We start from the raw sequence: 21,528 nt of genomic DNA, 5'->3' as shown, positions 1-21,528 counted from the left end.
GGATAATATTGCCTTTATCCCCCGATTATTACATTTATATTATACATACTGAAAATAGCCTTACAACGCTCCACCGTTTCTTCCGACGGCGTCGCCATCGGATAATGGGCCGGGTTATATACCGTCCCCAGCTTCTCATGTTTGTTCTTACCAATATCATGATAAAGGAGCAGATTCACCGTCCGATGCTGCCAGGGTAAGGAAGAAAGGAATGCGGCCGAACGGGTTATATTTTCTTCATCCGCATTCATACCTTCTATCAAAGGGATACGGATATGAAACGCATGACCAGCTTCCGCCACCATGCGTAAGTTAGACAATATTAATTCATTAGACACTCCGCAGTAAAGTTTATGTTTAACTGTATCCATATGCTTCAGGTCTACCAGAAAAAGCTCGGAATGTTGCATCACCTCCCTGACAATCTCCTCTCCGGCAAACAATGTCGTATCGACGGCACGATGGATACCCAGGTCACCACAACGATGAAGTAATTCCAGCAACATATCCGGATGCAACAACGGCTCCCCTCCGCAAAAGGTTACGCCTCCCTCCGACCGGTCCATGAATACCGTTTCCTTTTCAATCTCCTTCATCAGGTAATCTACGGAATATTCGGTTCCGGATATCTCCATTGCCAGAGCCGGACAGCCCTCCGCACATTTGCCGCACAAATGACAGAGAGCATTGTCGGTAACAATCCCTTCGGGTGTCAAAGCCAGTGCCTTTTGCGGACAATTCTCCACACACGTCCGGCATCCTATACATTTCTTCTTTGTATAGAGTTTCTGTTTCCGGCTGGATACCCCCTCCGGATTATGACACCAAACACACGACAACGGGCACCCTTTCATAAAGACAGTCGTCCGGATGCCCGGCCCGTCATTGATAGCATACCGCTTAATATCGAATATTAACCCCATCAACTAATTTTCAATTCTCAATTCTTAATTTTCAATTACTAAAAGCTTTCCTGCTCCGTACGGGCAATCACATCTGCCTGCAAGTCAGCATTCATATCATTGAAATAATCACTGTAACCGGCTACACGAACCAACAAGTCGCGGTAATCTTCCGGACATTTCTGGGCGGCATACAGCGTTTCCGTATCCACAATATTAAACTGAATATGATGTCCGCCCAAAGCGAAATAACTACGAATCAGGGAAGCCAGTTTCGATATATCTTCCTCCCGCTTCAACAGGCTCGGAAGGAAACGCTGGTTCAGCAATGTTCCGCCACTCTTCACCTGGTCCAGCTTGCCCAATGACTTGATAACGGCAGACGGTCCGTGCGTATCGGCACCATGTGAAGGAGAAGTCCCGTCGGAGATAGCCTTTTCTGCCAGACGGCCGTTCGGGGTCGCTCCCATCACCTTACCGAAATAAACATGACAGGTAGTCGACAGCATATTCAGGTGAAAACACTCCCCTTTCGTATTCGGTTTGCCTTCAATAGCATCATACAAATCATCGAATACTTTGACGGCAATAGCATCGGCATATTCGTCATCATTACCGAAGAAAGGCGTACGGTTCAGGATTGTCTGACGCATAACTTCCGCTCCGGCAAAATTGTCAGCCATTGCTTTCAGCATTTCATCCATCGAAAAACGTTTGTCTTCAAAGACATGTTTCTTCAGGGAGGAAAGGCTGTCGGTTATTGTTCCCAGCCCCGTACATTGTATATAAGTGGTGTTATAACGCGGTCCGCAGTTGTAATAATCGCGTCCTTTGGCAATACAATCGTCAATAAACAAGGAAAGGAATGTGGCCGGTGCATATTTGGCAAACATCCGGTCGATATAATTGCTTACACGCACCTTCATATCCACAAAATAATGCACTTGTTTCATAAAGGCGGCGTATAAATCATCGTAACCGGCAAAGTCACACGGATTACCGGTCTCCAGTCCTACTTTACGGCCGGACACCGGGTCGACACCATTGTGAAGGGTTACTTCCAGTATCTTCGGTACATTCAGATAGCCGGTCAGCACATAAGCCTCCTTCCCGAAAGCACCCACCTCGATACAACCGCTACAACCTCCTTCCCGGGCATCATGCAGAGATTTCCCCTGTCGCATCAGTTCCTGGATATACACGTCCGGATTGAATACCGACGGATAACCGTGTCCCTGGCGAATCACCTTGCATCCGGCCCGCAAGAACCGTTCCGGCGTACGGGCACCGATATGAATGGCACTTCCCGGTTGCAGGATATGCAGTTCCTCAATCGTTTCAAGCATGATATAGGAAACTTCGCTTACCCCGTCGCTACCGTCGGCTTTCACTCCTCCGATATTCAGGTTGGTAAAGTCGTTGTAGGTTCCGCTTTCCTTGGCGGTAATACCGACTTTCGGCGGTGCCGTATGGTTATTTACCTTGATAAAGAAGCAAGACATCAATTCTTTGGCTTCATCACGGGTAAGGGTTCCCGCAGCTATTTCCTTTTCATAGAAAGGAGCCAGATGCTGGTCGAAATGTCCCGGGTTCATGGCATCCCAGCCGTTCAGTTCGGTAATAGTTCCCAGATGGACAAACCAATACATCTGGATAGCTTCCCAATACGTACGGGGAGCATGGGCCGGAACCCAACGGCAAACTTCAGCTATCTTACGAAGTTCGGCAGCCCGCACCGGGTCTTTCTCCGCCATCGACATTTCGTCCGCCAAGTCGGCATGACGTTCGGCAAAGAGAATGGCGGCATCGCAGGAGATAGACATGGCGGTAAGTTCCTCCTGTTTATCCGTCGCTTCAGGGTCATTCATAAAATCGAGATTTGCCAGTTCGCCGGCAATCCGTTCTTTCAGGTCCAGCAAACCGTAGCGGTAGACTTTTCCGTCAAGAGCCGTATGTCCCGGAGCACGCTGTTCCATAAATTCGGTAAACATACCGACTTCATAAGCCTCTTTCCATTCTTTCGGGACATGGCTGAAAATACGTTCACGCTGAGTACGGCCTTTCCAGTATGGGATTACTTCGCGTTCATAAGTATTTATATCTTCCTGGCTGATGGTATAACGTTGCAATTCACGGGTATTCAGCACATGCAGGTCTTCCACACTATGGCAGGTCAGCTCGGGAAAAGTAGGAACAGCTTTCGGTGCCGGACCACGTTCACCCACAATCAGTTCGTCTTTACCTATATAGATGGTCTTTTGCCGGCATATCTCAAGAAAGTTCAATGCTCTCAGGATCGGAACAGGATATTTCCCGTAATTCTCCTTGTAGAAACGGGTTTCGATAAGCGCCCGTTCGATAGACAGGGAAGGTTCAGCCTCAAAAGAAAGCTGGCGTAACCGTTTGATACGGTCGTTCATACCATACCCATTTGCTTCCGCCGCCGGAGCAAAATTGGATGCACTGCGGGGTGCACGCTGAGCTGTTGTCGTACTCATATTGAACACAGTATTTTTTAAGAAATAACTAAGAATAAGAAAATAGTAAACCGTGCCACAGACGGTTCTGTCCGGGAAAGAATGTATTGTTTAAAGATAGAACATCAAACAATTGAAGAGTTTTCTGTAACCTTTTATAATCATATAATATACAAAGATTTATACGAATACCGCAAACATAAATACTTTTCATGAATAAACAAAATAATAGCGTCTGTATTTTTTACTATATTTGCAACATTCGTTTTGTTTTCATGGTTATTCATATAAATATATCTTCATGGAAAATCGTTTTTTAGGACTTATAGAGAACAGCATCAAGGAACATTGGGACCTGCCTGCTTTCTCAGATTATAATGGACACACGTACCATTATAAAGATGTGGCCCGGCGTATCGAAAAATTTCATATAATACTCGAACATGCAGGAATAAAGAAAGGAGACAAAGTAGCTTTGGTCGGACGAAATTCGTCTAACTGGGCCATCTGCTTTTTCGGCATACTGGCGTATGGTGCGGTTGCCGTCCCCATCCTCCACGAGTTCAAGCCGGACAATATCCATCATATTGTAAACCATTCAGGGGCAAAGGCCGTACTGGCCGGAGCCAACAACTGGGAGAATATGAACGAGCAGATGATGCCCGATGTCAAACTGTTCATGATGCTGGACAATTTCTCCATCATCAAGAGCAAGAATAAGGAAGTACGGGTAGTGCGCGACAGGATTAACGAGTATTTCGGAAAGAAATATCCCCGCTCCTTCACGGCTGCCGATGTTAAATATCATGTCGAACAACCGGAAGAACTGGCCGTATTGAACTATACTTCGGGAACGACCAGCTTCTCTAAAGGGGTTATGATTCCTTTCCGCAGCTTATGGAGCAATACGCAATTTGCTTACGACAACCTGCCGTTTATCCATCCGGGAGACAGTGTGGTCTGCATGTTGCCGATGGCACATATGTATGGCCTGGCTTTCGAGATTCTGAATTGTGTGAACAAAGGATGCCATGTGCATTTCCTTACCCGCACACCGAGCCCGAAGATTATCGCCGAAGCATTTGCCCGTGTGAAACCGGCATTGATACTCGCCGTACCTCTTATCATCGAGAAAATCGTCAAGAACAAGATATTCCCGGAACTGGAAAAGCCGCTCATCAAATTACTGCTGAAAGTCCCCTACCTCGACCAGAAAGTACTCGACACCATCGCAAAGAAATTGAATGATTCTTTCGGAGGTAAATTCGGCGAAGTGGTAATCGGTGGCGCCGCCCTGAACAAAGAGGTGGAAGAATTTCTCCGCTCCATCAAGTTCCGGTATACTGTTGGCTACGGAATGACGGAATGCGGTCCGTTGGTGGCATACGAACAATGGGATACGTTCAGACAAGGTTCTGTCGGCCGCATTGTCGACCGGATGGAAGCGCGTATCGACTCTGCCGACCCGGTTAACGAAGTAGGTGAAATCCTGGTACGCGGCATGAACGTCATGTTGGGATATTACAAGAATCCCGAAGCGACCAAAGCGGTCATGATGCCCGACGGCTGGATGCGTACCGGCGACCTGGGAACAATAGATTCCGACGGTTTCCTCTATATCCGCGGACGTAGCAAATCCATGATTCTGGGACCAAGCGGACAGAACATCTATCCGGAAGAAATAGAAGACCGCCTGAACAACATGCTTTATGTTTCCGAATCGTTGGTAATCTCGCAAGGCGGTAAACTGGTTGCCCTGATCTATCCGGATTGGGAACAGGTTGACAAAGCAGGCATCCAACATTCCGAAATAGAAAAACTGATGCAACAAAACATCGACCAACTCAATACAGAGATGCCGGGCTACAGCAAAGTAACCTGCTTCAAATTGTATCAGGAAGAGTTCGAAAAGACACCGAAGCGCAGCATCAAACGGTATTTATACCAGCCGGCAGAAGAAAACTGATTCTCCGGAGGTGTTCCCAAACTTCACCTTTCAGGTTTCAGCCAGATATCCGCCTTGAAAAAGATTGGATTTGGCTGAAAGGTGATTATATTGAATTCAAAATTCGACAAGTAGGCATTCGTTTGCCCACCGATAGTTATCTGTTTACTGATGGGTAGTTATCTGTTTACTGATGGGTAGTTATCCGTTTGCCGACGGGTAGTTATCCGCTGACAAAGCATAGGTGTTTCGAAATGTTAAGACCTATCTTTTGATGACAAAACATATATGCTTTGAAGACAAAAGTCATATGTTTTGCCGGAAGTTGTTTTACACTGATTTTTTGTATACATTTTTTTACAAATTCATCCCTTCAGCCGGACAAATTGAAAAATATATCATCAAAGGAAAACTGAAAGCTGAAAGTAACTGCATGAGATGATATGGGGGGACAAAAAAACAATTGTTTTTGATTTCAGATACTTAAGTATTTAACTACAATAACTTAAGTATTTAGTTTCAAAAACAATTGTTTTTATTTCAGGAAATAATCGTTCAAAATTCAGACGTGACAAGCACGGGGTGCATCAACATTTAATGCTCAACTCACGGAGTACGTCACGTATCTTCTCGAAGGTCGTGATACGTGTCGGCACCAATGGCAGACGCAGTTTGTTTTCAATGAAGCCCATTGCATTCAGCATACTCTTCGCTCCGGCAGGATTACCGTCTACAAACAGTAATTCGAATAATTCGGTGAAACGATGATGGATAGTACGGGCATGATCGTAATCGCCGGCCAACGCCAAACGAACCATCCGGCTGAATTCACGGGGGAAGGCATTACCGATAACAGAAATAACACCGATCGCACCTAATGTAATCAACGGAAAGGTGATACCGTCATCACCGGAAATAACATTAAAATTCGCCGGTTTATTCTTAATGATGTCATCCATCTGGGTGATATTACCGGAAGCCTCTTTTACAGCGACTACATTCTTAAACTCACGTGCAATACGGAGTGTTGTAGCAGCAGTCATATTTACACCTGTTCTTCCCGGTACATTATATAATACGATGGGAAGTTTGGTGGCTCCGGCAATAGCTTTGTAATGCTGATAAATTCCTTCCTGGGAAGGTTTATTATAATAAGGTACGACAGACAGGATAGCGTCGATACCATCAAAATTATCGTTCTTTAATTTCTCAACAATCGTGCGGGTACAGTTACCGCCAACACCTAAAACGATAGGAATACGGCCGTTAACCTTAGTTACAACGAGGCTGATAATTTTCTTTTTTTCTTCTTCAGTGAGGGTTGGTGTTTCCGCAGTAGTTCCTAACACTACCAAATAATCGGTTCCGTTCTGCACCTGGTAGTCTACCAGTTTGCTCAACGCATCATAGTCCACACTTTCGTCGTCCTTAAAGGGAGTGATCAATGCCACACCCATTCCTTTTAAATTTATGTCTGCCATGGGGAAAATATTCCTTTTTTGTTATTTAGCACTGCAAAAATAACGAAATTATATCATTTGGAACGGATTGTCTGCAAATAAAATAAGATATGTTCGAATAAATGCTTTATATCAGCGTTTTCTGTCATTGAAATCGTGAGGTCATATAAATCCAGTTCACCGTTTTTTGCTCCGACTTTTAAGGTTCCGGGATGCTTCAACAACAAATATTGCATGACATAATTATTACCTTGGGTAAGGTCGATTAGTATATCTGCATTGCATGAATAAAACTTCTTTTGGATTTCATCCGTTGGCATATACCACATATCCAGATCGGTCTTGGCATGGACAACCATATACGACGGATTCATCTCTGGCACCGTTTCGCCGGACACATAGACGCAAACATTGACATTCTTATTCAACGTACGTAATGTTTTGAGGCAAGGCTCAACGACATCACGGTCTTCGGCATTAAACAACACCAGGATATGGCGGGCATCTTTCAGGGTGCAGAAGTTACTCTGACGCTTTCCGGACTGCCCAGCCAAGGCCTTTACTTTCTTACGGATAAAATGGTTCGTCAGTCTCATTCTGCCAACATGTTTAAGAATTCAGTTTCATTTATAATCTTCACTCCCAGCTTTGCTGCTTTTTCAAGTTTGGCCGGACCCATGTTTTCCCCGGCAAGGATATAATCCGTTTTGCCGGAGACGGAACCACTGTTCTTTCCGCCATGCTGTTCGATCATGGCTTTATATTCGTCACGTGAATGTTGGGTAAATGTACCGCTAATCACGATTGTCAATCCTTTCAGTTTATCGGAACGGTTTGCCAGCACTTCTTCGGCTACCGTCATTTGCAATCCGTATTCTTGCAGGCGGGCTACCAGGATACGGTTGTTTTCGTCGGCAAAATAGTCTACGACACTACGGGCAATACGTTCGCCAATCTCATCCACTTCCGTCAATGTCTCCAAGGAAGCCTCCTGTAATTGTTGCATCGAATGGAATGCAGATGCCAGGCGCTTTGCCACAGTCTCGCCGACATAACGGATACCCAACCCAAACAACACCCGTTCAAACGGTACCTGTTTGGATTCTACAAGGCTCGCCATCAGGTTACGGGCACTTTTCTCCGCCCAACGTTCCAGACGCAACAAGTCCGGCATCTCCAATATATACAGATCGGCAACGTTTTTTACCAGTCCGGCTTCATACAAATCTTCTACCGTTTCCGGACCGATATTTATATTCATGGCGCGGCGGGTAACGAAATGTTCGATACGACCTTTAATCTGCGGCGGACAACCGGCTTCATTCGGACAATAATGGGCCGCCTCCCCTTCCGGACGATACAAAGGCGTACCGCATTCAGGGCAAGTCTTGATAAAAGTTACCTTCGCTCCCAACAACATCGAACGGGAATCGACATCGACACCAACGATCTTAGGAATGATCTCTCCGCCTTTTTCTACATATACATTATCTCCCAGATGCAAATCCAGTCCTTCAATAATATCTGCGTTATGCAGAGAGGCACGTTTGACGGTCGTCCCAGCCAGCAATACCGGTTCCAGATTGGCAACCGGAGTAACGGCCCCTGTGCGTCCTACCTGAAAAGAGACTGAGTTGAGACGTGTTACCGCCCGCTCTGCCTGAAATTTATAAGCAATAGCCCAACGAGGACTCTTGGCGGTGAATCCCAGATTCTTCTGCTGGCGCAGTGAATTTACTTTCAATACGATGCCATCAGTAGCCACCGGCAAGTTCTTCCGTTCCACATCCCAATAAGCGATATAGTCGAAAATATCCTGCAAGCTGTCGCATTTACGGATGACATCAGGTATTTTAAATCCCCAGGTACGAGCAATCTGTAGATTTTCGTAATGAGCGTCGGCAGGAAGACCTTCACCCAGTAAATAATAAAAATAAGCATCCAGTTTACGTGAAGCCACGATAGCCGGATTCTGTTGTTTCAATGTGCCTGAAGCAGCATTACGAGGATTGGCGAAAAGCGGTTCTTCCTGCTCTTCACGTTCCTTGTTCAGACGGTCGAATTCTGCCCAGGGCAATAGAATTTCACCCCGTATCTCAAAGTTTTCCGGATAGTTATCCCCCCGTAACTTTAACGGGACAGAACGGATTGTCTTTACATTAGCCGTCACATCATCGCCACGGGTTCCGTCGCCACGGGTCACGGCACGGACCAGGCGTCCGTTCTCATAAATCAACGAAATGGAAGTTCCGTCATATTTCAGTTCGGCAACAATCTCGAAAGGCTCGTTCAAAGCACGTTCCGTCCGCTCATAGAAATCACGTATTTCTTCTTCGGAATAGGTATTTCCCAAAGAAAGCATCGGATACTGGTGGACTACCTGTTCAAATTCCTTCGACAAGTCGCTTCCCACCCGCTGCGTCGGTGAATGCGGATCGGCAAATTCGGGATGAGCTTCCTCCAATGCCTGTAATTCTTTCATCTTCTCATCAAACTCACGGTCTGATATCGTCGGTGTGGAAAGTACATAATAATTATAATTATGCTGTTCCAACTCATCACGCAGTGCTTTTATCTTTGCCTCCACCATTATAATTGAAAATTAATATACCAGTTTTACATTATCAATCCAGAACGTATTGCCGGGAGAACCGATATAGGCGCCTCCATGGCTGGAAGTAAACTGTAAAACCATATGTGTAGGTTCGTCTCCTTCCTCTGCCCAGCCGATCTCCTTTACCGGGACGCTCTCGCCCTGGCTGTTCGTTGCATAACGTTCCTCTACCTGTATGCACATGTATGGTTTGTAATCCGCATGGCCGGATATATTGCCATACATAATCGGATAAGTAGCGTCGTTCACCCAACCATCTGTCGATGAGACATAACGTTGAACCATCGTTCCTACCCTTTTAGCATATATATTACCTTCCTTATCTTCCCAGCGTTTCTGCAAAAACAAAATCGCTGCGATAGAATCCTGCCCGGCCACTTTCGACTTACGGCTGAATCCTGTACTGCGGATACGGTCTTTTTCGGGTGCTGCCTTTACCTTATAATCGAAACGGATTGCCGTCGGTTTCTTTGTAAAAGGAACACCGCTGTTCAGCATAGCCTGAGGATTCTTTGTCCCCTTGATCGGTTCATGAACCGAACCCAGGAAGACAGAACCGGCCGCAACCACTTCAATATCGACCAGGCCAAAAACCTTTACACTTTCCATACGTGTTTCCAGGCGGGCACACCAGCCATCTCCTCTCCTTTCCGGAAAAACAGATGTATTCGTCTTCACTACTCCGGCCACTTTCGCCATCACATTGGAATTCGCCCACGGCGAACCTCCCCGGTTGTGATAAGCGGTATTGCCGACAATCGTATCCGTCGGTCCCACCTCATAGAGATGCTTCTTATTTCCACCTATAATTCCAGACTCCTGGATTTCACGGACAACCCATTGATCCATATCACCAAACGCAAAAGGCACAACCTTCTCCTGTCCGGCGATAGTCGACAACTGACTGCCCGCAAACAAAAATAACAATATATTCTTTATATAATTCATAAGCTTTGCTTAAAAGTTGAAAGAATATCATAAAGAATATCCCCACTCCTTGAGAGCCATTCCCCAGTTCTCTTCAACGATCTGTACTGTACGGTCGTCGTATTTGTACTGGTTCTTTTTATATCCCTTCTTCTTTCCCAGATATTTCTCTATCTCGGCTTTAGACGATTCAAATCCCGGCAGGTTTAATTTGCGATAAATATCTTCGGTCATCGCAAAAGCATCCTGTTCGAAATCTTCGAATTTCACTTCTACCAGGTTCCCTTCAGGGATAAGCCCTTTCTGCTCTTCAAACTTGTAGAACAAGCGGCGATATACTTCAATAAGATTGCTTTCAATCTGTTCATTAGTGATATCTTGCAAACGAAGCGGTTGTATCGTATTTGTAAAGAAACTGCGTGTACTCTCAAATACGGTATAAGGATTACGCTTCAGATAAATGAATTTGGCATTCGGAAACATTTCCAACAATGTTTTCACACGTCCGGTATGCGGCGGGTTCTTACTCAGGAACTGTGAGCCGTGTGTATTCCAGAGCGATATCTTGACAAGTTTCAGGAAAGTTTCCTTAAACACTTTCAATTCGTGCTCGGTCGTATTGTCGAACAACAGATACCGGTCGCAATATTCCAGCATGTGTTTCGGGAAAAACCAAAAATTATAATAAGTATACGGCATCATGTTCGCCAAAGCAAACTCTTCTTCCTGCGGAAGGTCGACCTTCAGTTCCATATTGTCGGTCGGACGTTTGTCGGGCATCAGGAATGACATATTCTTCTTAAAGAAAGGTTGTCCCCAAAGCATCAGGTTCGGGAATACCGTCTGATACGTGGTGTTGTATCCGAAATGCTTGTCGCACGAAAATACATTGTGTACGAATGTCGTACCGCTACGCCAATGACCCAGTATGAACACCGGGTCCATCTCCAACGGTTTATCCGCTATTTTACGATAACGGGCGTCTTCTAAAGGTTGCAGTAAACTAAGCAGGCGGCATACCGATTTTGTCAGATAATACTTGTTTCGAAAACCTTTGTCGATCGTTTTATCGGCTGTCACAGCCTTAAACGTCTTCCAGTCCGCACCAACCAGCGTATTGATTGGCAATTTATCAAATTCCAGCAACCCCATAAGTTATTTCTTTTCAGTTATACATTTCACAGGAACGCCCTGACGTCCTAATTCTTCACATACCGTACGAATCGCCTCATAATGTTCTTCGCCTATTCCGAGTTCCGGCAGGTTCAATACAGCCAGAGCATCCTCTGTCACCATATCTTTGGCATCCACCCGGTCGATAATCATTCCGACAGCCGACGTGTTGTTGGTAATCGGGTCGATCAGGATAAAGGCTCCCGTCTGTTTATTCTTCTGATAAGGGTCAAAGAACAGTTCTTTTCCGGTCGTAAACACAACACGGGCGATCTCATTCAGTTTCATCGGCAAACTATCGGCAGTCAACTGTCCGTTCTCAACCGACAACTGCTCCATTGTATTGACATTCACCTTATAACGGATACTGTCCACACGTGCACGGGTCAGGTTGGTCGTATGCTTGATATAGAACTGTTTGGACATATCCATCGGTTCTTCATCCATCCAGACCAGCATCGATTCGAAGTTACGGTCTTCCATCGGCAGATTATCCGGATGTACCAGCATTTCGCCACGGGAAACGTCGATTTCGTCTTCCAGAGTAATGGTAACGCACTGGGGAGGGAAAGCATAATCCAATTCGCCATCGTAAGTAACGATACTTTTCACTTTCGATGTTTTGCGTGAAGGCAAAGCCATCACCGTATCTCCTTTACGGATGATACCGCTGGAGACCTTACCGCAGAAGCCACGGAAGTCCAGGTTCGGACGCAATACATATTGTACCGGATAACGGAAATCTTCGAAATTACGATCCTGGTCGATTGGCACTGTTTCCAGGAAATCCAACAGAGACGGTCCTTCATACCAGGGAGTGCGGTCGCTCTTATCCACCACATTATCGCCATCCAAAGCAGAAAGCGGGATATAAGTGATATCCGGAATATTCAAGGATTTCACGAACGCCTTATAATCAGCGACAATCTTATCGAATATTTGTTTGTCGAAGTCGACCAAGTCCATTTTATTCACAGCCAGTACCACATGTTTGATCCCCAGCAAAGAAACCAGATAAGTGTGGCGGCGGGTCTGCGTAATTACACCGGTACGGGCATCTACCAGGATAATAGCCAGGTTGGCAGTCGAACCGCCGGTTATCATGTTACGGGTATATTGTTCATGTCCCGGAGTATCGGCGATGATAAACTTACGGTTGTTCGTACTGAAATAACGGTAAGCCACGTCGATCGTAATACCTTGTTCACGTTCGGCCTTCAAGCCGTCAAGCAATAAGGCATAATCGATATGGTCGCCGGCATTTCCCATACGTTTACTGTCACGTTCAAGGGCATCCAGCTGGTCTTCATATATCTTTTTACTGTCGAACAGCAGACGTCCGATTAAGGTCGATTTACCGTCATCTACCGAACCTGCCGTCAGGAAACGAAGCAAATCTTTCTGTTCGTCCCTGTCCAGGAATTCTTTTATATTTAATGTTGCCATAATTTAATTCAAAATTGAAAATGGAGAATTGAAAATTAAAAATATCCTTCCCGTTTCTTCTGTTCCATGCTGGCATCCTGGTCAAAGTCGATTACACGAGTGGTGCGTTCGCTTTTGGTGGTTGTCATCATCTCTTCCACGATCTTTTCGATTGTATCGGCATCGCTGTCTACCGCTCCGGTCAAAGGCCAACATCCGAGTGTACGGAAACGGACCATACGCATTTTGATCTGGTCGCGATACTGTTCCGGCAAACGGTCGTCGTCAGCCATGATCAGATTACCGTCGAGTTCAACGATAGGGCGTTCCTTGGCATAATATAAAGGAACGATCGGAATATTCTCCAGGCGGATATACTGCCAGATATCCAGTTCAGTCCAGTTGGATAACGGAAAGACACGGATACTTTCACCTTTATGGACACGAGCATTGTAAATGTCCCATAATTCTGGACGCTGGTTCTTCGGGTCCCATTGATGGAACTTGTCGCGGAACGAATAAATACGTTCTTTGGCACGACTCTTTTCCTCGTCACGGCGGGCGCCACCAAAAGCGGCATCAAACTTATATTTGTCGAGGGCATGCAACAACGCCTGTGTTTTCATCAGGTCGGTATGTACCTTGCTACCATGCGTAAAAGGTCCTACACCGGCATGAAATGCTTCCATATTTGATTCAACGATCAGGTTCCATCCGAACTTTTTTGCATATTCATCACGGAACTGAACCATTTCCTTAAACTTCCATTTAGAATCAATGTGCATCAAAGGAAACGGCACTTTTCCCGGAGCAAAGGCTTTTTCTGCCAACCGGACCATCACCGATGAGTCTTTACCGATAGAATAAAGCATCACAGGATTTTCAAATTCAGCAGCAACCTCCCGTATGATATGGATAGATTCTGCTTCCAGCTCCTGTAGATGGCTTAATTTGTAATCTGACATAGTTTATATTTGTTATATTTATTGTTTCAATGTTTATCAGATGTGAGCTATCTTGTCCCCGTGCTTGACACGGGGCCGCAGAAGAACCAGCAATATCAAAAGATACATATAGGATACGGTCTGTGCCTTTGCGATCCCGTATCAAGCACGGGAACGGGATAGCTCATTTCTTTCTATACTTTCACTTTAGGCAATATCAATTCCAATAATTTATTTACCGACTCTTCGAGGCTCAACACCGAGGTATCCAATGACAAAGCCGGATGCTCCGGTGCTTCGAATGGGGCCGAAACGCCTGTAAAATCTTTGATCTCTCCCTTGCGGGCTTTTGCATACAATCCTTTTACGTCACGCCGCTCACATTCTTCGATCGGCGTATTCACATAAATTTCCAGGAAATTATCTTTTCCGATAATCGTAGAAGCCATCTCCCTTAACTCATTGTTCGGACTGATAAAAGCCGCTATAGTTATAACACCGGTGTCAATAAATAGTTTGCTTACTTCCGCAATACGACGGATATTCTCCACCCGGTCTTCCGCAGAAAATCCCAAATTGTTATTGATACCGCTACGGATATTATCGCCATCCAGAATACGGCATAACAGACCGCGCTTATGCAACTCACGCTCCAAAGCAATGGCAATCGTACTTTTACCGGAACCACTCAGCCCGGTAAACCAAACCATCACACTACGTTGTTTCAAAAGCGCCTCTTTATCCTCTCTTCCCAACATACGGTCGAAAATCGGATATATATTATTCGGCTGTGTATTATTCATTTTATTTCTTATTACCTTTTATATTAAAACTCCCAGATCATCGGTATCACGAACACGGAAATCAAAAACGTAATCAGGTTCAACGGCAATCCCACACGGACGAAATCCGTAAACTTATAACTACCGATACCTTGTACGATCAGATTCGTCTGATAACCGATCGGAGAACTGAAACTGGCTGACGCCGCCATACAAATCACCACAAAGAATGGTGTCGGGTTTACTCCCAACTGTGTAGCGACCGACAATGCTATCGGAAAACTCAAGGCCGCTGCCGCATTGTTCGTTATCAGTTCGGTAAAAATATTTGTTATGATAAAAATAATGGCAAGCAGAGCATACGGCCCGAGATTGTCAGCCATACTAATGATATAGCTGGCTACCAAGGCTGCAAAACCGGAATTTTCCATCGCCTTACTGATAGCAAACGCACAAGCGATTGTAATCAGAATATCCCAGGATATATATTTGGTATATTTCTTCGGAGGAAATATCTTCGTCCAAGCCATAATAATAGTAGTGATGCAAACGAAAAAGAACATATCCAGACGCATCCCCGGAATGGCTTCTTTCACGGCCGGCAATTCGCCAACTGTAGCCCCTACAATCATAAAGATAAGTAACCCCAGTGCCAGCCAACGTTTCTTTTTCGATACCGGTTCAGTATTTTCATTACCATTGGCAAGCATCAGGAAGACACTCGATTCTCCCCACGTCGGAATAAACGAATCATCGGCCCAAAGTACCAGTGTATCGCCTTCATGCAAAGTAACCTTATCCAGATCATGAGTGAAACGTTCTCCCCCACTTTTCACTTCCTTTACGATAGCACCGTAATGGCGAGCAAAATTAAACTCTCCCAATGTCTTATTGATACCGGGAAAACGGGAACCCAATACAGCTTCCACCCGATGCAGGTTTCCCGGACTCTCTTCTTCCCCATCGTCCACATAATTATCCTGACGGGAATCGGGCAATAACTTATTGGAGAATACAAACAGATACAGGATACCGGCTATGGCAATAAAAATGCCGACTTTTCCGAGTTCAAACATAGTGAACCCCTCGTAGCCGGCTTCAATAACCATACCATGAACAACCAGGTTGGTGGAGGTTCCGATCAGCGTACAAATACCGCCTAATATGGTTACATAAGAAAGAGGTATAAGAAATTTGGTAGCCGGAAGTTTTACCGACTCAGCCCATCGTTTGATGATCGGGGCAAAAATAACAACTACCGGAGTATTATTAAGAAAGGCAGAAATAAATGCAATAGGAGGCAACATCCGGACCTGGGCCTTTAAAACGGTAGTTTTTCCTTCCGGAAGCAGTTTCTTGATAACTTGCCCGAGCGCCCCGCTCTGCCGGATTCCTTCACTCACCAAAAAGAGCATGCCGACGGTTATCATCCCTTTGTTACTGAATCCCTCCAACATTTCTTTTGGAGACAATATTCCTACGACCAGGAATAATACTACAACAGTCAGTAATACCATTCCCGGTCGCATCCTATCCCATATCAATGCCGCAACCATTCCGGCCAAGGCTAGCAATACAAATAATATTTCGAAGTTCATCGCGTTCCTAATCTGTCTAAATTTCTCAGATAAGGTGCAAATGTAATAAGAAAATTAACGTTATTCGTACGCAAAAAACCTATTTTAATCCTTTTGACCAAAATAATCAGCAAATGGAAGAAAGAGGTTTCACGATAAACCAGGGGTTGTGCAAATCCTTCTTATTGTATTTCAACGGAGTTCGGCCATCTATGTGGAATACGTCACATCCGGCCCCTCTTGCGATCGCATGACCGGCAGCTGTGTCCCATTCCATTGTCGGTGCAAAACGGGGATAAATATCCGCACTTCCTTCTGCCACCAGACAGATTTTCAGGCTACTACCGCTACTGATCAAGGTAACAGGCTGTCCTTGTTTCCGCAGATTCTCTATAAAATCGGTCGTCTCCGGACTCTGATGCGAACGGGAAGCGACAACGACAATACCCTGATGTCCCATAGATACAGGCAGTCGCGTAGCCTTTTGCATAATCTCATCCATAGAAGGTTGCAGGTCACAATCTGCAATCAACTTATAAGCTCCTACAGAGTCAGCCGAAAAATAGAGTTCTTTCCGCACAGGCACATAAATAACTCCCAATACAGGGACTCCCTTTTGAATCAAAGCGATATTTACAGTAAACTCACCGTTCTTTTTAATAAACTCCTTGGTTCCGTCCAGCGGATCAACCAGCCAGAAAGTTTCCCAGGCAGCCCGTTCAGCATGCGGAATATCCTTCCCTTCCTCGCTCAATATCGGATACGGGGTCACGGAAAGGACATTCATTATCAGCTTATGAGCAGCTTTGTCTGCTTTTGTTAGCGGAGAATTATCAGCTTTGCGTTCAATTTCAAAATCAGATGCAGGATCTGTATAAATATCCATGATAGCTTTACCGGCATCTATCGCTGCCCGGATAGCAATGTAAAGATAGTTCGAATAGTTCATCATCACTCATATCTATTAGGTTGTGAATATACAAATATACTATTTTTTTCAAACAAAAACGTTCTCAAACTGATTTATTTCAAGCGATCATACCTATAAAGATATAAATGGCGTCTTTTTGACCTGATGCAAAACTCCTTTTTATACATCCAGTCTGATTAAATTATACTTCTGACTACCGATACCGATTGCTTCTGCATGTTCAAGTGTATGAATGCCGTGGCGCGACTCCATCCGTTCGATCAAGCGACTCCGTCCTTCATCAGGTGAACTATACACCATGTCCACACAGGCTTTATCCAATGCTACCGGATCCAATGAGGCCAGGATACCGATATCTGCCATTTGCGGATCTTCCGGATGCGAATCGCAATCGCAATCCACCGATAAATTATTCATCACACTGATATAAAGTATCTTATCACCACAATGATCAACTACCGCTTTGGCAGCTTCAGCCATCGATTCCAGAAAAATATCCTGTTCAGGCAATTGTCTCCACATCTCTTCCGCATTTCTGTTTTTACCGGCTGAGTGTATCCACGCCTTTCCGGAAGCCGAAGCAATACCGATAGATATATTCTTTATCGCTCCGCCGAAGCCGCCCATGGCATGTCCTTTGAAATGGGATAGAACAACCGTAAAGTCATAATTGGTGTAATGGGAACCTACAATATCCTCTGTAAGATGTTTTCCCCCTTTCACCGGCAGACTGATCTCCCCTTCCGAGTCCATGATATCGACATCTGCAATAGCTGTAAAACCATGATCTGCCGCTGCTTTCAGGTGGGCTTCCGTATTGGAACGCCCGCCGGCATAAGCTGTATTACATTCAATGATAGTTCCGTTTACTTTCCGCACCAGATCGCTGATAAGTGCCGGTTGCAGGAAATTATGCCCGCCGGGTTCTCCCGTACTCAGTTTCACGGCAACTTTACCTGAAGCTGAACGCCCTAGTGCTTCATAGATCCGCAGCAAACTAGCCGGAGAAATCTCTGTTAACATATAAACTGCCGCTGCTTCACCTGACGGATTATTTGTTGTTCCTCCATTTTCTCCGGGTTCTTCTCCCTGTCCGTTATTGGTGGAACATGCAGCTAACGGAACCAAATTGGATGCCAATAAAGCACCTCCGGCTACTACCGATGTTTTAATAAAACCACGCCTCGTAATCTGTGATACCTTCTTTTTTTCACCCATAATCTATACATTTTTATTCTGTTACAAATGTATTCGGATGCAACCTATTATATTGTATACACATTACGGATAAATATACCTGAATTACAGTTTTTCAATGACGTTCAAATTTATCAAGAAAAAGTTTCTTAATTTGTGCCAGTATTTCATGTTATGACGAACTAAACTCGAAAAGAAATAAATCCATATAAACAAATATCAGATATGAAGAGTTTTATATTAACTGCCGCTTTGCTATTGACAAACGTGATAGTAATGGCACAAGTAACAAGGAGTAATCAACTATCAAAAAAAACAGACATGAATACAAACGATAAGACTGCCTCGGAAAAGAAATTCGAAAAGCCGGACGACGTAACACTACGTTCGAAACTCACAGCAGAACAGTATGCAGTAACACAACAGAATGCAACGGAACGGGCATTCAAGAATGAATACTGGAACGAAAAACGGGAAGGCATCTACGTAGATATCACAACCGGCGAGCCATTATTCATTTCGACGGATAAATTCGACTCCGGCTGTGGCTGGCCCAGCTTTTCAAAGCCGATAGATAAAAGTTTGATTATGGAGAAATCAGACAAATCTTATGGCATGAACCGGACGGAGGTACGCAGCAAAACAGGAGACGCACACCTGGGACATGTGTTCAATGACGGCCCTATCGCCAAAGGAGGATTACGTTATTGTATCAACAGCGCCTCCCTGAAATTTATCCCAAAGGAAAAGATGAAAGAGGAAGGATATGCCGATTATATTCCACTGCTCAAAAAGAAATAAAACGAATTATATCATTAATAATTAAATAATACAGTATATTCGCAAAAGAATAAAATCAGATAAATATGGAAAAAGCGAATATCACGCTATACACAGTCATTGGCGACCCCGGCCGCATCGTAACAGCCATCCGGGAGCATTTTAAGGAAATGACAAAAGAGTTCACACCGGAAAACGGAAATATCCTCCTAACCCTTGCAGACGATTCAACGATCTCCTTCAATATCAATCACCGGCAGGACAAGCCTGATTTTATCGCCTCCCATACAGCCGGGATGGCAAACTATTTTTCTTCAGCAGAAACTCCGCTGGTCGAACTGAAGGAGAACGTTTTACAGCAAATCCGTGTATTCAACTGCGTGACCGGTATCACTTTCGATATCGACGACAATGGAGATCGCACCAGCTATATCATCAACGGCCTCTTCGCCATTGCGAACGATGTAAACGGCTTCCTGCTCTACCCCAGCATGCAGATATATACCCAGGAAGGCAAATTGCTATTCTCTATCAAAGGCGAAAGCCAGTTGACGGAATTTATCCCGATTGCCAATGCCGACCTGCTGGACGGAAACCGCCCCCAAGAATCGCCTGCCGATATGAAAAGACGCCTGCGTTCAAACGCCCAGCTCAAAGCAAGAAACATTCCTTATATGGAACAACTGCCTTGTGAAGTCCTGGAAAGCGAAGTGCAGATGAGAAGCCGTGAAGAAATGGTGGAACGGGCGGCCGCATTGTTTGCCGTTGCCGTCTATTCGGAAGTCATCCTCTCGGAAGATGCGGACCGCGAAAAAGCTCTCTTTTATTTCAACAAGATGAACGATTTGTATGGCTCCAAATCTTACCTTACGACAAAAGAAACAGCCTATATCAATGACCCCAAACCCGAACGGCAAACCTGTATCCAGTTCGTATGGCGTTACGAATGCTGCGCCGTGCTGCTTTGGGCGGCAGGTGTTGTCGACGACCTCTCCTATCCGTCTGAGATTGTCGATGTGCCCGTCCTGGCTGCTATTTTCTGGCAACATAAAGGATTGCAGGACTTATTGTCCAAAGGCTATTCGCGTCCGGAAAAGGAAATACTGGATGAAGCAGACCTTACATTGCGTTACGACTGGGCCTGTGTGGATGCACGCATTCATGGGCAAAAAGCTCCGACCGGAATCGACGGCGGAATCGTGATAGAACGCCATTATGCCTTTAACTGGATTATCGGAGCGAATAACGGTGCCGATTGGGATCACATACAGCCGAATACATAATTCGGCTGCTTTATCAATCAAACTCTTATATGTTATGAATAAAATTAAAACAGGATTAGCCGCCTACGGAATGTCAGGACAGGTATTTCATGCCCCGTTTATCAGCATGAATCCGCATTTCGAACTGACGGCTATCACCGAACGAAGCAAAAACCTGGCCCGCGAACGGTATCCACAAGCCCGCATCGTCCGCAGCTTCGACGAATTGTTGGAAGTGGACGGTCTGGAACTGGTCGTAGTCAACACTCCCGACAGTTCCCATTATGAATATGCCCGTCGCGCACTTGAAGCCGGAAAACATGTCATTGTAGAAAAACCTTTTACCCAAACGGTAGAAAAAGCCAATGAACTGGTCGCCCTCGCCGCCGGAAAAGGACTAACATTGAGTGTTTATCAGAACCGCCGTTGGGACAGCGATTTCCTGACCGTTAAGGAAATACTCGCTAAAAACCTGCTCGGACGCCTGGTCGAGTTCGAATCGACCTTCCCCCGTTTCCGCAATTTCATCAAGCAAGGCACCTGGAAAGAAACAGGCGAAGCCGGAGGAGGCATGACTTACAATCTGGGAACACATGTGATAGACCAGGCCGTGCAATTGTTCGGCATGCCGCAGGCCATCTTTGCCGACATCGCCACCTTGCGCGATAACGGTGTGGTAGACGATTATTTCATCATCCATCTCCTAAAACCCTCCAAAGCCCCTGAGGTAAGAATCACCCTGAAAGCCAGCTACCTGATGTGCGAACGTGAGCCGCGTTTCATCCTGCACGGCACGGAAGGTTCTTTCGTCAAATACGGCCTCGACCGCCAGGAAGAGGACCTGACAAACGGCCTGATGCCCGACTCCCCTCATTGGGGCGAAGAGGATTCCTCCATCTGGGGTCTCCTGCATACCGAAAAGAATACTATAAATGTACGCGAACGATATCCGAGCCTCCCAGGCAATTACGGTGCTTTCTACGAAAACATTTACCAGCATATCCGTAACGGCATCATTTTAGAAAGCGATGCCCGCGAAGTGGTAGACGTTATCCGTCTGATTGAAGCGGCATGGGAAAGCAGCCGGACAAAATCGGTTCAGAACTTATAACCCAATCCGATAAGCAAACGG

General features: G+C 45.3%; 16 protein-coding genes and 1 pseudogene. 4 read left to right on the top strand and 13 right to left on the bottom strand.

Going from position 1 to position 21,528, the window contains the following annotated elements; genetic code table 11:
- Positions 1 to 14: 14 nt before the first annotated feature.
- Both C825_RS14830 and hypD read right to left on the bottom strand, forming a co-directional pair.
- Complete coding sequence (locus C825_RS14830) at positions 15 to 923, bottom strand: glycyl-radical enzyme activating protein (protein ID WP_010803040.1); 909 nt, start codon at positions 921 to 923, stop codon at positions 15 to 17.
- A 38-nt stretch (positions 924 to 961) separates the two neighbouring features.
- Positions 962 to 3,322: a trans-4-hydroxy-L-proline dehydratase gene (hypD, locus tag C825_RS14825; protein ID WP_228100030.1), complete on the bottom strand. Its 2,361-nt coding sequence runs from the start codon at positions 3,320 to 3,322 to the stop codon at positions 962 to 964.
- Between the two features lie 358 nt (positions 3,323 to 3,680).
- Here hypD and C825_RS14820 point away from each other — a divergent pair, with 358 nt between their 5' ends.
- Positions 3,681 to 5,345: an AMP-binding protein gene (locus C825_RS14820; RefSeq protein ID WP_010803038.1), complete on the top strand. Its 1,665-nt coding sequence runs from the start codon at positions 3,681 to 3,683 to the stop codon at positions 5,343 to 5,345.
- A gap of 566 nt (positions 5,346 to 5,911) precedes the next feature.
- Here C825_RS14820 and dapA read toward each other — a convergent pair.
- The 11 genes from dapA to C825_RS14765 all read right to left on the bottom strand — a co-directional run bounded on the left by dapA (position 5,912) and on the right by C825_RS14765 (position 18,375).
- Positions 5,912 to 6,805 (bottom strand): 4-hydroxy-tetrahydrodipicolinate synthase, encoded by an 894-nt coding sequence (gene dapA, locus C825_RS14815; protein WP_007656941.1) that lies wholly within the window; start codon positions 6,803 to 6,805, stop codon positions 5,912 to 5,914.
- Positions 6,806 to 6,858: 53 nt separating this feature from the next.
- Positions 6,859 to 7,380: a DUF6913 domain-containing protein gene (locus tag C825_RS14810; protein ID WP_010803037.1), complete on the bottom strand. Its 522-nt coding sequence runs from the start codon at positions 7,378 to 7,380 to the stop codon at positions 6,859 to 6,861.
- Positions 7,377 to 9,374 carry an NAD-dependent DNA ligase LigA gene (gene ligA / locus C825_RS14805; protein WP_010803036.1) on the bottom strand — a complete coding sequence of 666 codons (1,998 nt, stop codon included), beginning with the start codon at positions 9,372 to 9,374 and terminating at the stop codon, positions 7,377 to 7,379. Before ligA ends, C825_RS14810 begins: the two co-directional genes overlap by 4 nt.
- Positions 9,375 to 9,386: 12 nt before the next feature.
- Positions 9,387 to 10,346, bottom strand: a complete 960-nt coding sequence (locus tag C825_RS14800) for a PCMD domain-containing protein (RefSeq protein WP_010803035.1) — start codon at positions 10,344 to 10,346, stop codon at positions 9,387 to 9,389.
- Positions 10,347 to 10,373: 27 nt separating this feature from the next.
- Entirely contained in the window at positions 10,374 to 11,477 is a 1,104-nt protein-coding gene (locus C825_RS14795) for a cholesterol-responsive sulfotransferase (RefSeq protein ID WP_007656945.1), read from the bottom strand.
- A 3-nt stretch (positions 11,478 to 11,480) separates the two neighbouring features.
- Complete coding sequence (gene cysN / locus C825_RS14790) at positions 11,481 to 12,944, bottom strand: sulfate adenylyltransferase subunit CysN (protein ID WP_010803034.1); 1,464 nt, start codon at positions 12,942 to 12,944, stop codon at positions 11,481 to 11,483.
- A gap of 35 nt (positions 12,945 to 12,979) precedes the next feature.
- Positions 12,980 to 13,888: a sulfate adenylyltransferase subunit CysD gene (gene cysD, locus C825_RS14785; protein WP_007656947.1), complete on the bottom strand. Its 909-nt coding sequence runs from the start codon at positions 13,886 to 13,888 to the stop codon at positions 12,980 to 12,982.
- A 173-nt stretch (positions 13,889 to 14,061) separates the two neighbouring features.
- Positions 14,062 to 14,670 (bottom strand): adenylyl-sulfate kinase, encoded by a 609-nt coding sequence (gene cysC / locus C825_RS14780; RefSeq protein ID WP_007656948.1) that lies wholly within the window; start codon positions 14,668 to 14,670, stop codon positions 14,062 to 14,064.
- A 23-nt stretch (positions 14,671 to 14,693) separates the two neighbouring features.
- Positions 14,694 to 16,247 (bottom strand): SLC13 family permease, encoded by a 1,554-nt coding sequence (locus tag C825_RS14775; protein ID WP_007656949.1) that lies wholly within the window; start codon positions 16,245 to 16,247, stop codon positions 14,694 to 14,696.
- A gap of 106 nt (positions 16,248 to 16,353) precedes the next feature.
- Positions 16,354 to 17,178: a 3'(2'),5'-bisphosphate nucleotidase CysQ gene (cysQ, locus tag C825_RS14770; RefSeq protein WP_007656950.1), complete on the bottom strand. Its 825-nt coding sequence runs from the start codon at positions 17,176 to 17,178 to the stop codon at positions 16,354 to 16,356.
- A gap of 138 nt (positions 17,179 to 17,316) precedes the next feature.
- Positions 17,317 to 18,375, bottom strand: coding sequence for a DUF362 domain-containing protein (locus C825_RS14765; RefSeq protein WP_010803033.1), 1,059 nt, complete (start codon positions 18,373 to 18,375; stop codon positions 17,317 to 17,319).
- 339 nt (positions 18,376 to 18,714) lie between these two features.
- Here C825_RS14765 and msrB point away from each other — a divergent pair.
- From msrB to C825_RS14750, 3 genes and pseudogenes are all read left to right on the top strand, one after another.
- A pseudogene (msrB, locus tag C825_RS14760) lies at positions 18,715 to 19,155 on the top strand (peptide-methionine (R)-S-oxide reductase MsrB); the annotation flags it as partial.
- A gap of 65 nt (positions 19,156 to 19,220) precedes the next feature.
- Positions 19,221 to 20,417, top strand: a complete 1,197-nt coding sequence (locus C825_RS14755; RefSeq protein WP_010803031.1) for a DUF4272 domain-containing protein — start codon at positions 19,221 to 19,223, stop codon at positions 20,415 to 20,417.
- Positions 20,418 to 20,451: 34 nt separating this feature from the next.
- Positions 20,452 to 21,507, top strand: a complete 1,056-nt coding sequence (locus tag C825_RS14750) for a Gfo/Idh/MocA family oxidoreductase (RefSeq protein ID WP_010803030.1) — start codon at positions 20,452 to 20,454, stop codon at positions 21,505 to 21,507.
- Positions 21,508 to 21,528: the final 21 nt, after the last annotated feature.

This window comes from Parabacteroides sp. ASF519 (assembly GCF_000364265.2).
GTDB lineage: Bacteria > Bacteroidota > Bacteroidia > Bacteroidales > Tannerellaceae > Parabacteroides > Parabacteroides goldsteinii.
Note: the sequence above shows the minus strand (reverse complement) of the source record. Positions and strands in the feature narration are given on the sequence as shown.

Excerpts from the sequence above, each read along its gene's own strand:
- C825_RS14820 (WP_010803038.1), top strand. The coding sequence starts at position 3,681 with ATGGAAAATCGTTTTTTAGGACTTATAGAGAACAGCATCAAGGAACAT.
- C825_RS14830 (WP_010803040.1), bottom strand. The coding sequence starts at position 923 with ATGGGGTTAATATTCGATATTAAGCGGTATGCTATCAATGACGGGCCG.
- C825_RS14795 (WP_007656945.1), bottom strand. The coding sequence starts at position 11,477 with ATGGGGTTGCTGGAATTTGATAAATTGCCAATCAATACGCTGGTTGGT.
- C825_RS14800 (WP_010803035.1), bottom strand. The coding sequence starts at position 10,346 with ATGAATTATATAAAGAATATATTGTTATTTTTGTTTGCGGGCAGTCAG.
- C825_RS14775 (WP_007656949.1), bottom strand. The coding sequence starts at position 16,247 with ATGAACTTCGAAATATTATTTGTATTGCTAGCCTTGGCCGGAATGGTT.
- cysC (WP_007656948.1), bottom strand. The coding sequence starts at position 14,670 with ATGAATAATACACAGCCGAATAATATATATCCGATTTTCGACCGTATG.
- C825_RS14755 (WP_010803031.1), top strand. The coding sequence starts at position 19,221 with ATGGAAAAAGCGAATATCACGCTATACACAGTCATTGGCGACCCCGGC.
- hypD (WP_228100030.1), bottom strand. The coding sequence starts at position 3,322 with ATGAACGACCGTATCAAACGGTTACGCCAGCTTTCTTTTGAGGCTGAA.
- cysN (WP_010803034.1), bottom strand. The coding sequence starts at position 12,944 with ATGGCAACATTAAATATAAAAGAATTCCTGGACAGGGACGAACAGAAA.
- C825_RS14810 (WP_010803037.1), bottom strand. The coding sequence starts at position 7,380 with ATGAGACTGACGAACCATTTTATCCGTAAGAAAGTAAAGGCCTTGGCT.
- C825_RS14750 (WP_010803030.1), top strand. The coding sequence starts at position 20,452 with ATGAATAAAATTAAAACAGGATTAGCCGCCTACGGAATGTCAGGACAG.
- dapA (WP_007656941.1), bottom strand. The coding sequence starts at position 6,805 with ATGGCAGACATAAATTTAAAAGGAATGGGTGTGGCATTGATCACTCCC.
- ligA (WP_010803036.1), bottom strand. The coding sequence starts at position 9,374 with ATGGTGGAGGCAAAGATAAAAGCACTGCGTGATGAGTTGGAACAGCAT.
- cysD (WP_007656947.1), bottom strand. The coding sequence starts at position 13,888 with ATGTCAGATTACAAATTAAGCCATCTACAGGAGCTGGAAGCAGAATCT.
- C825_RS14765 (WP_010803033.1), bottom strand. The coding sequence starts at position 18,375 with ATGGGTGAAAAAAAGAAGGTATCACAGATTACGAGGCGTGGTTTTATT.
- cysQ (WP_007656950.1), bottom strand. The coding sequence starts at position 17,178 with ATGATGAACTATTCGAACTATCTTTACATTGCTATCCGGGCAGCGATA.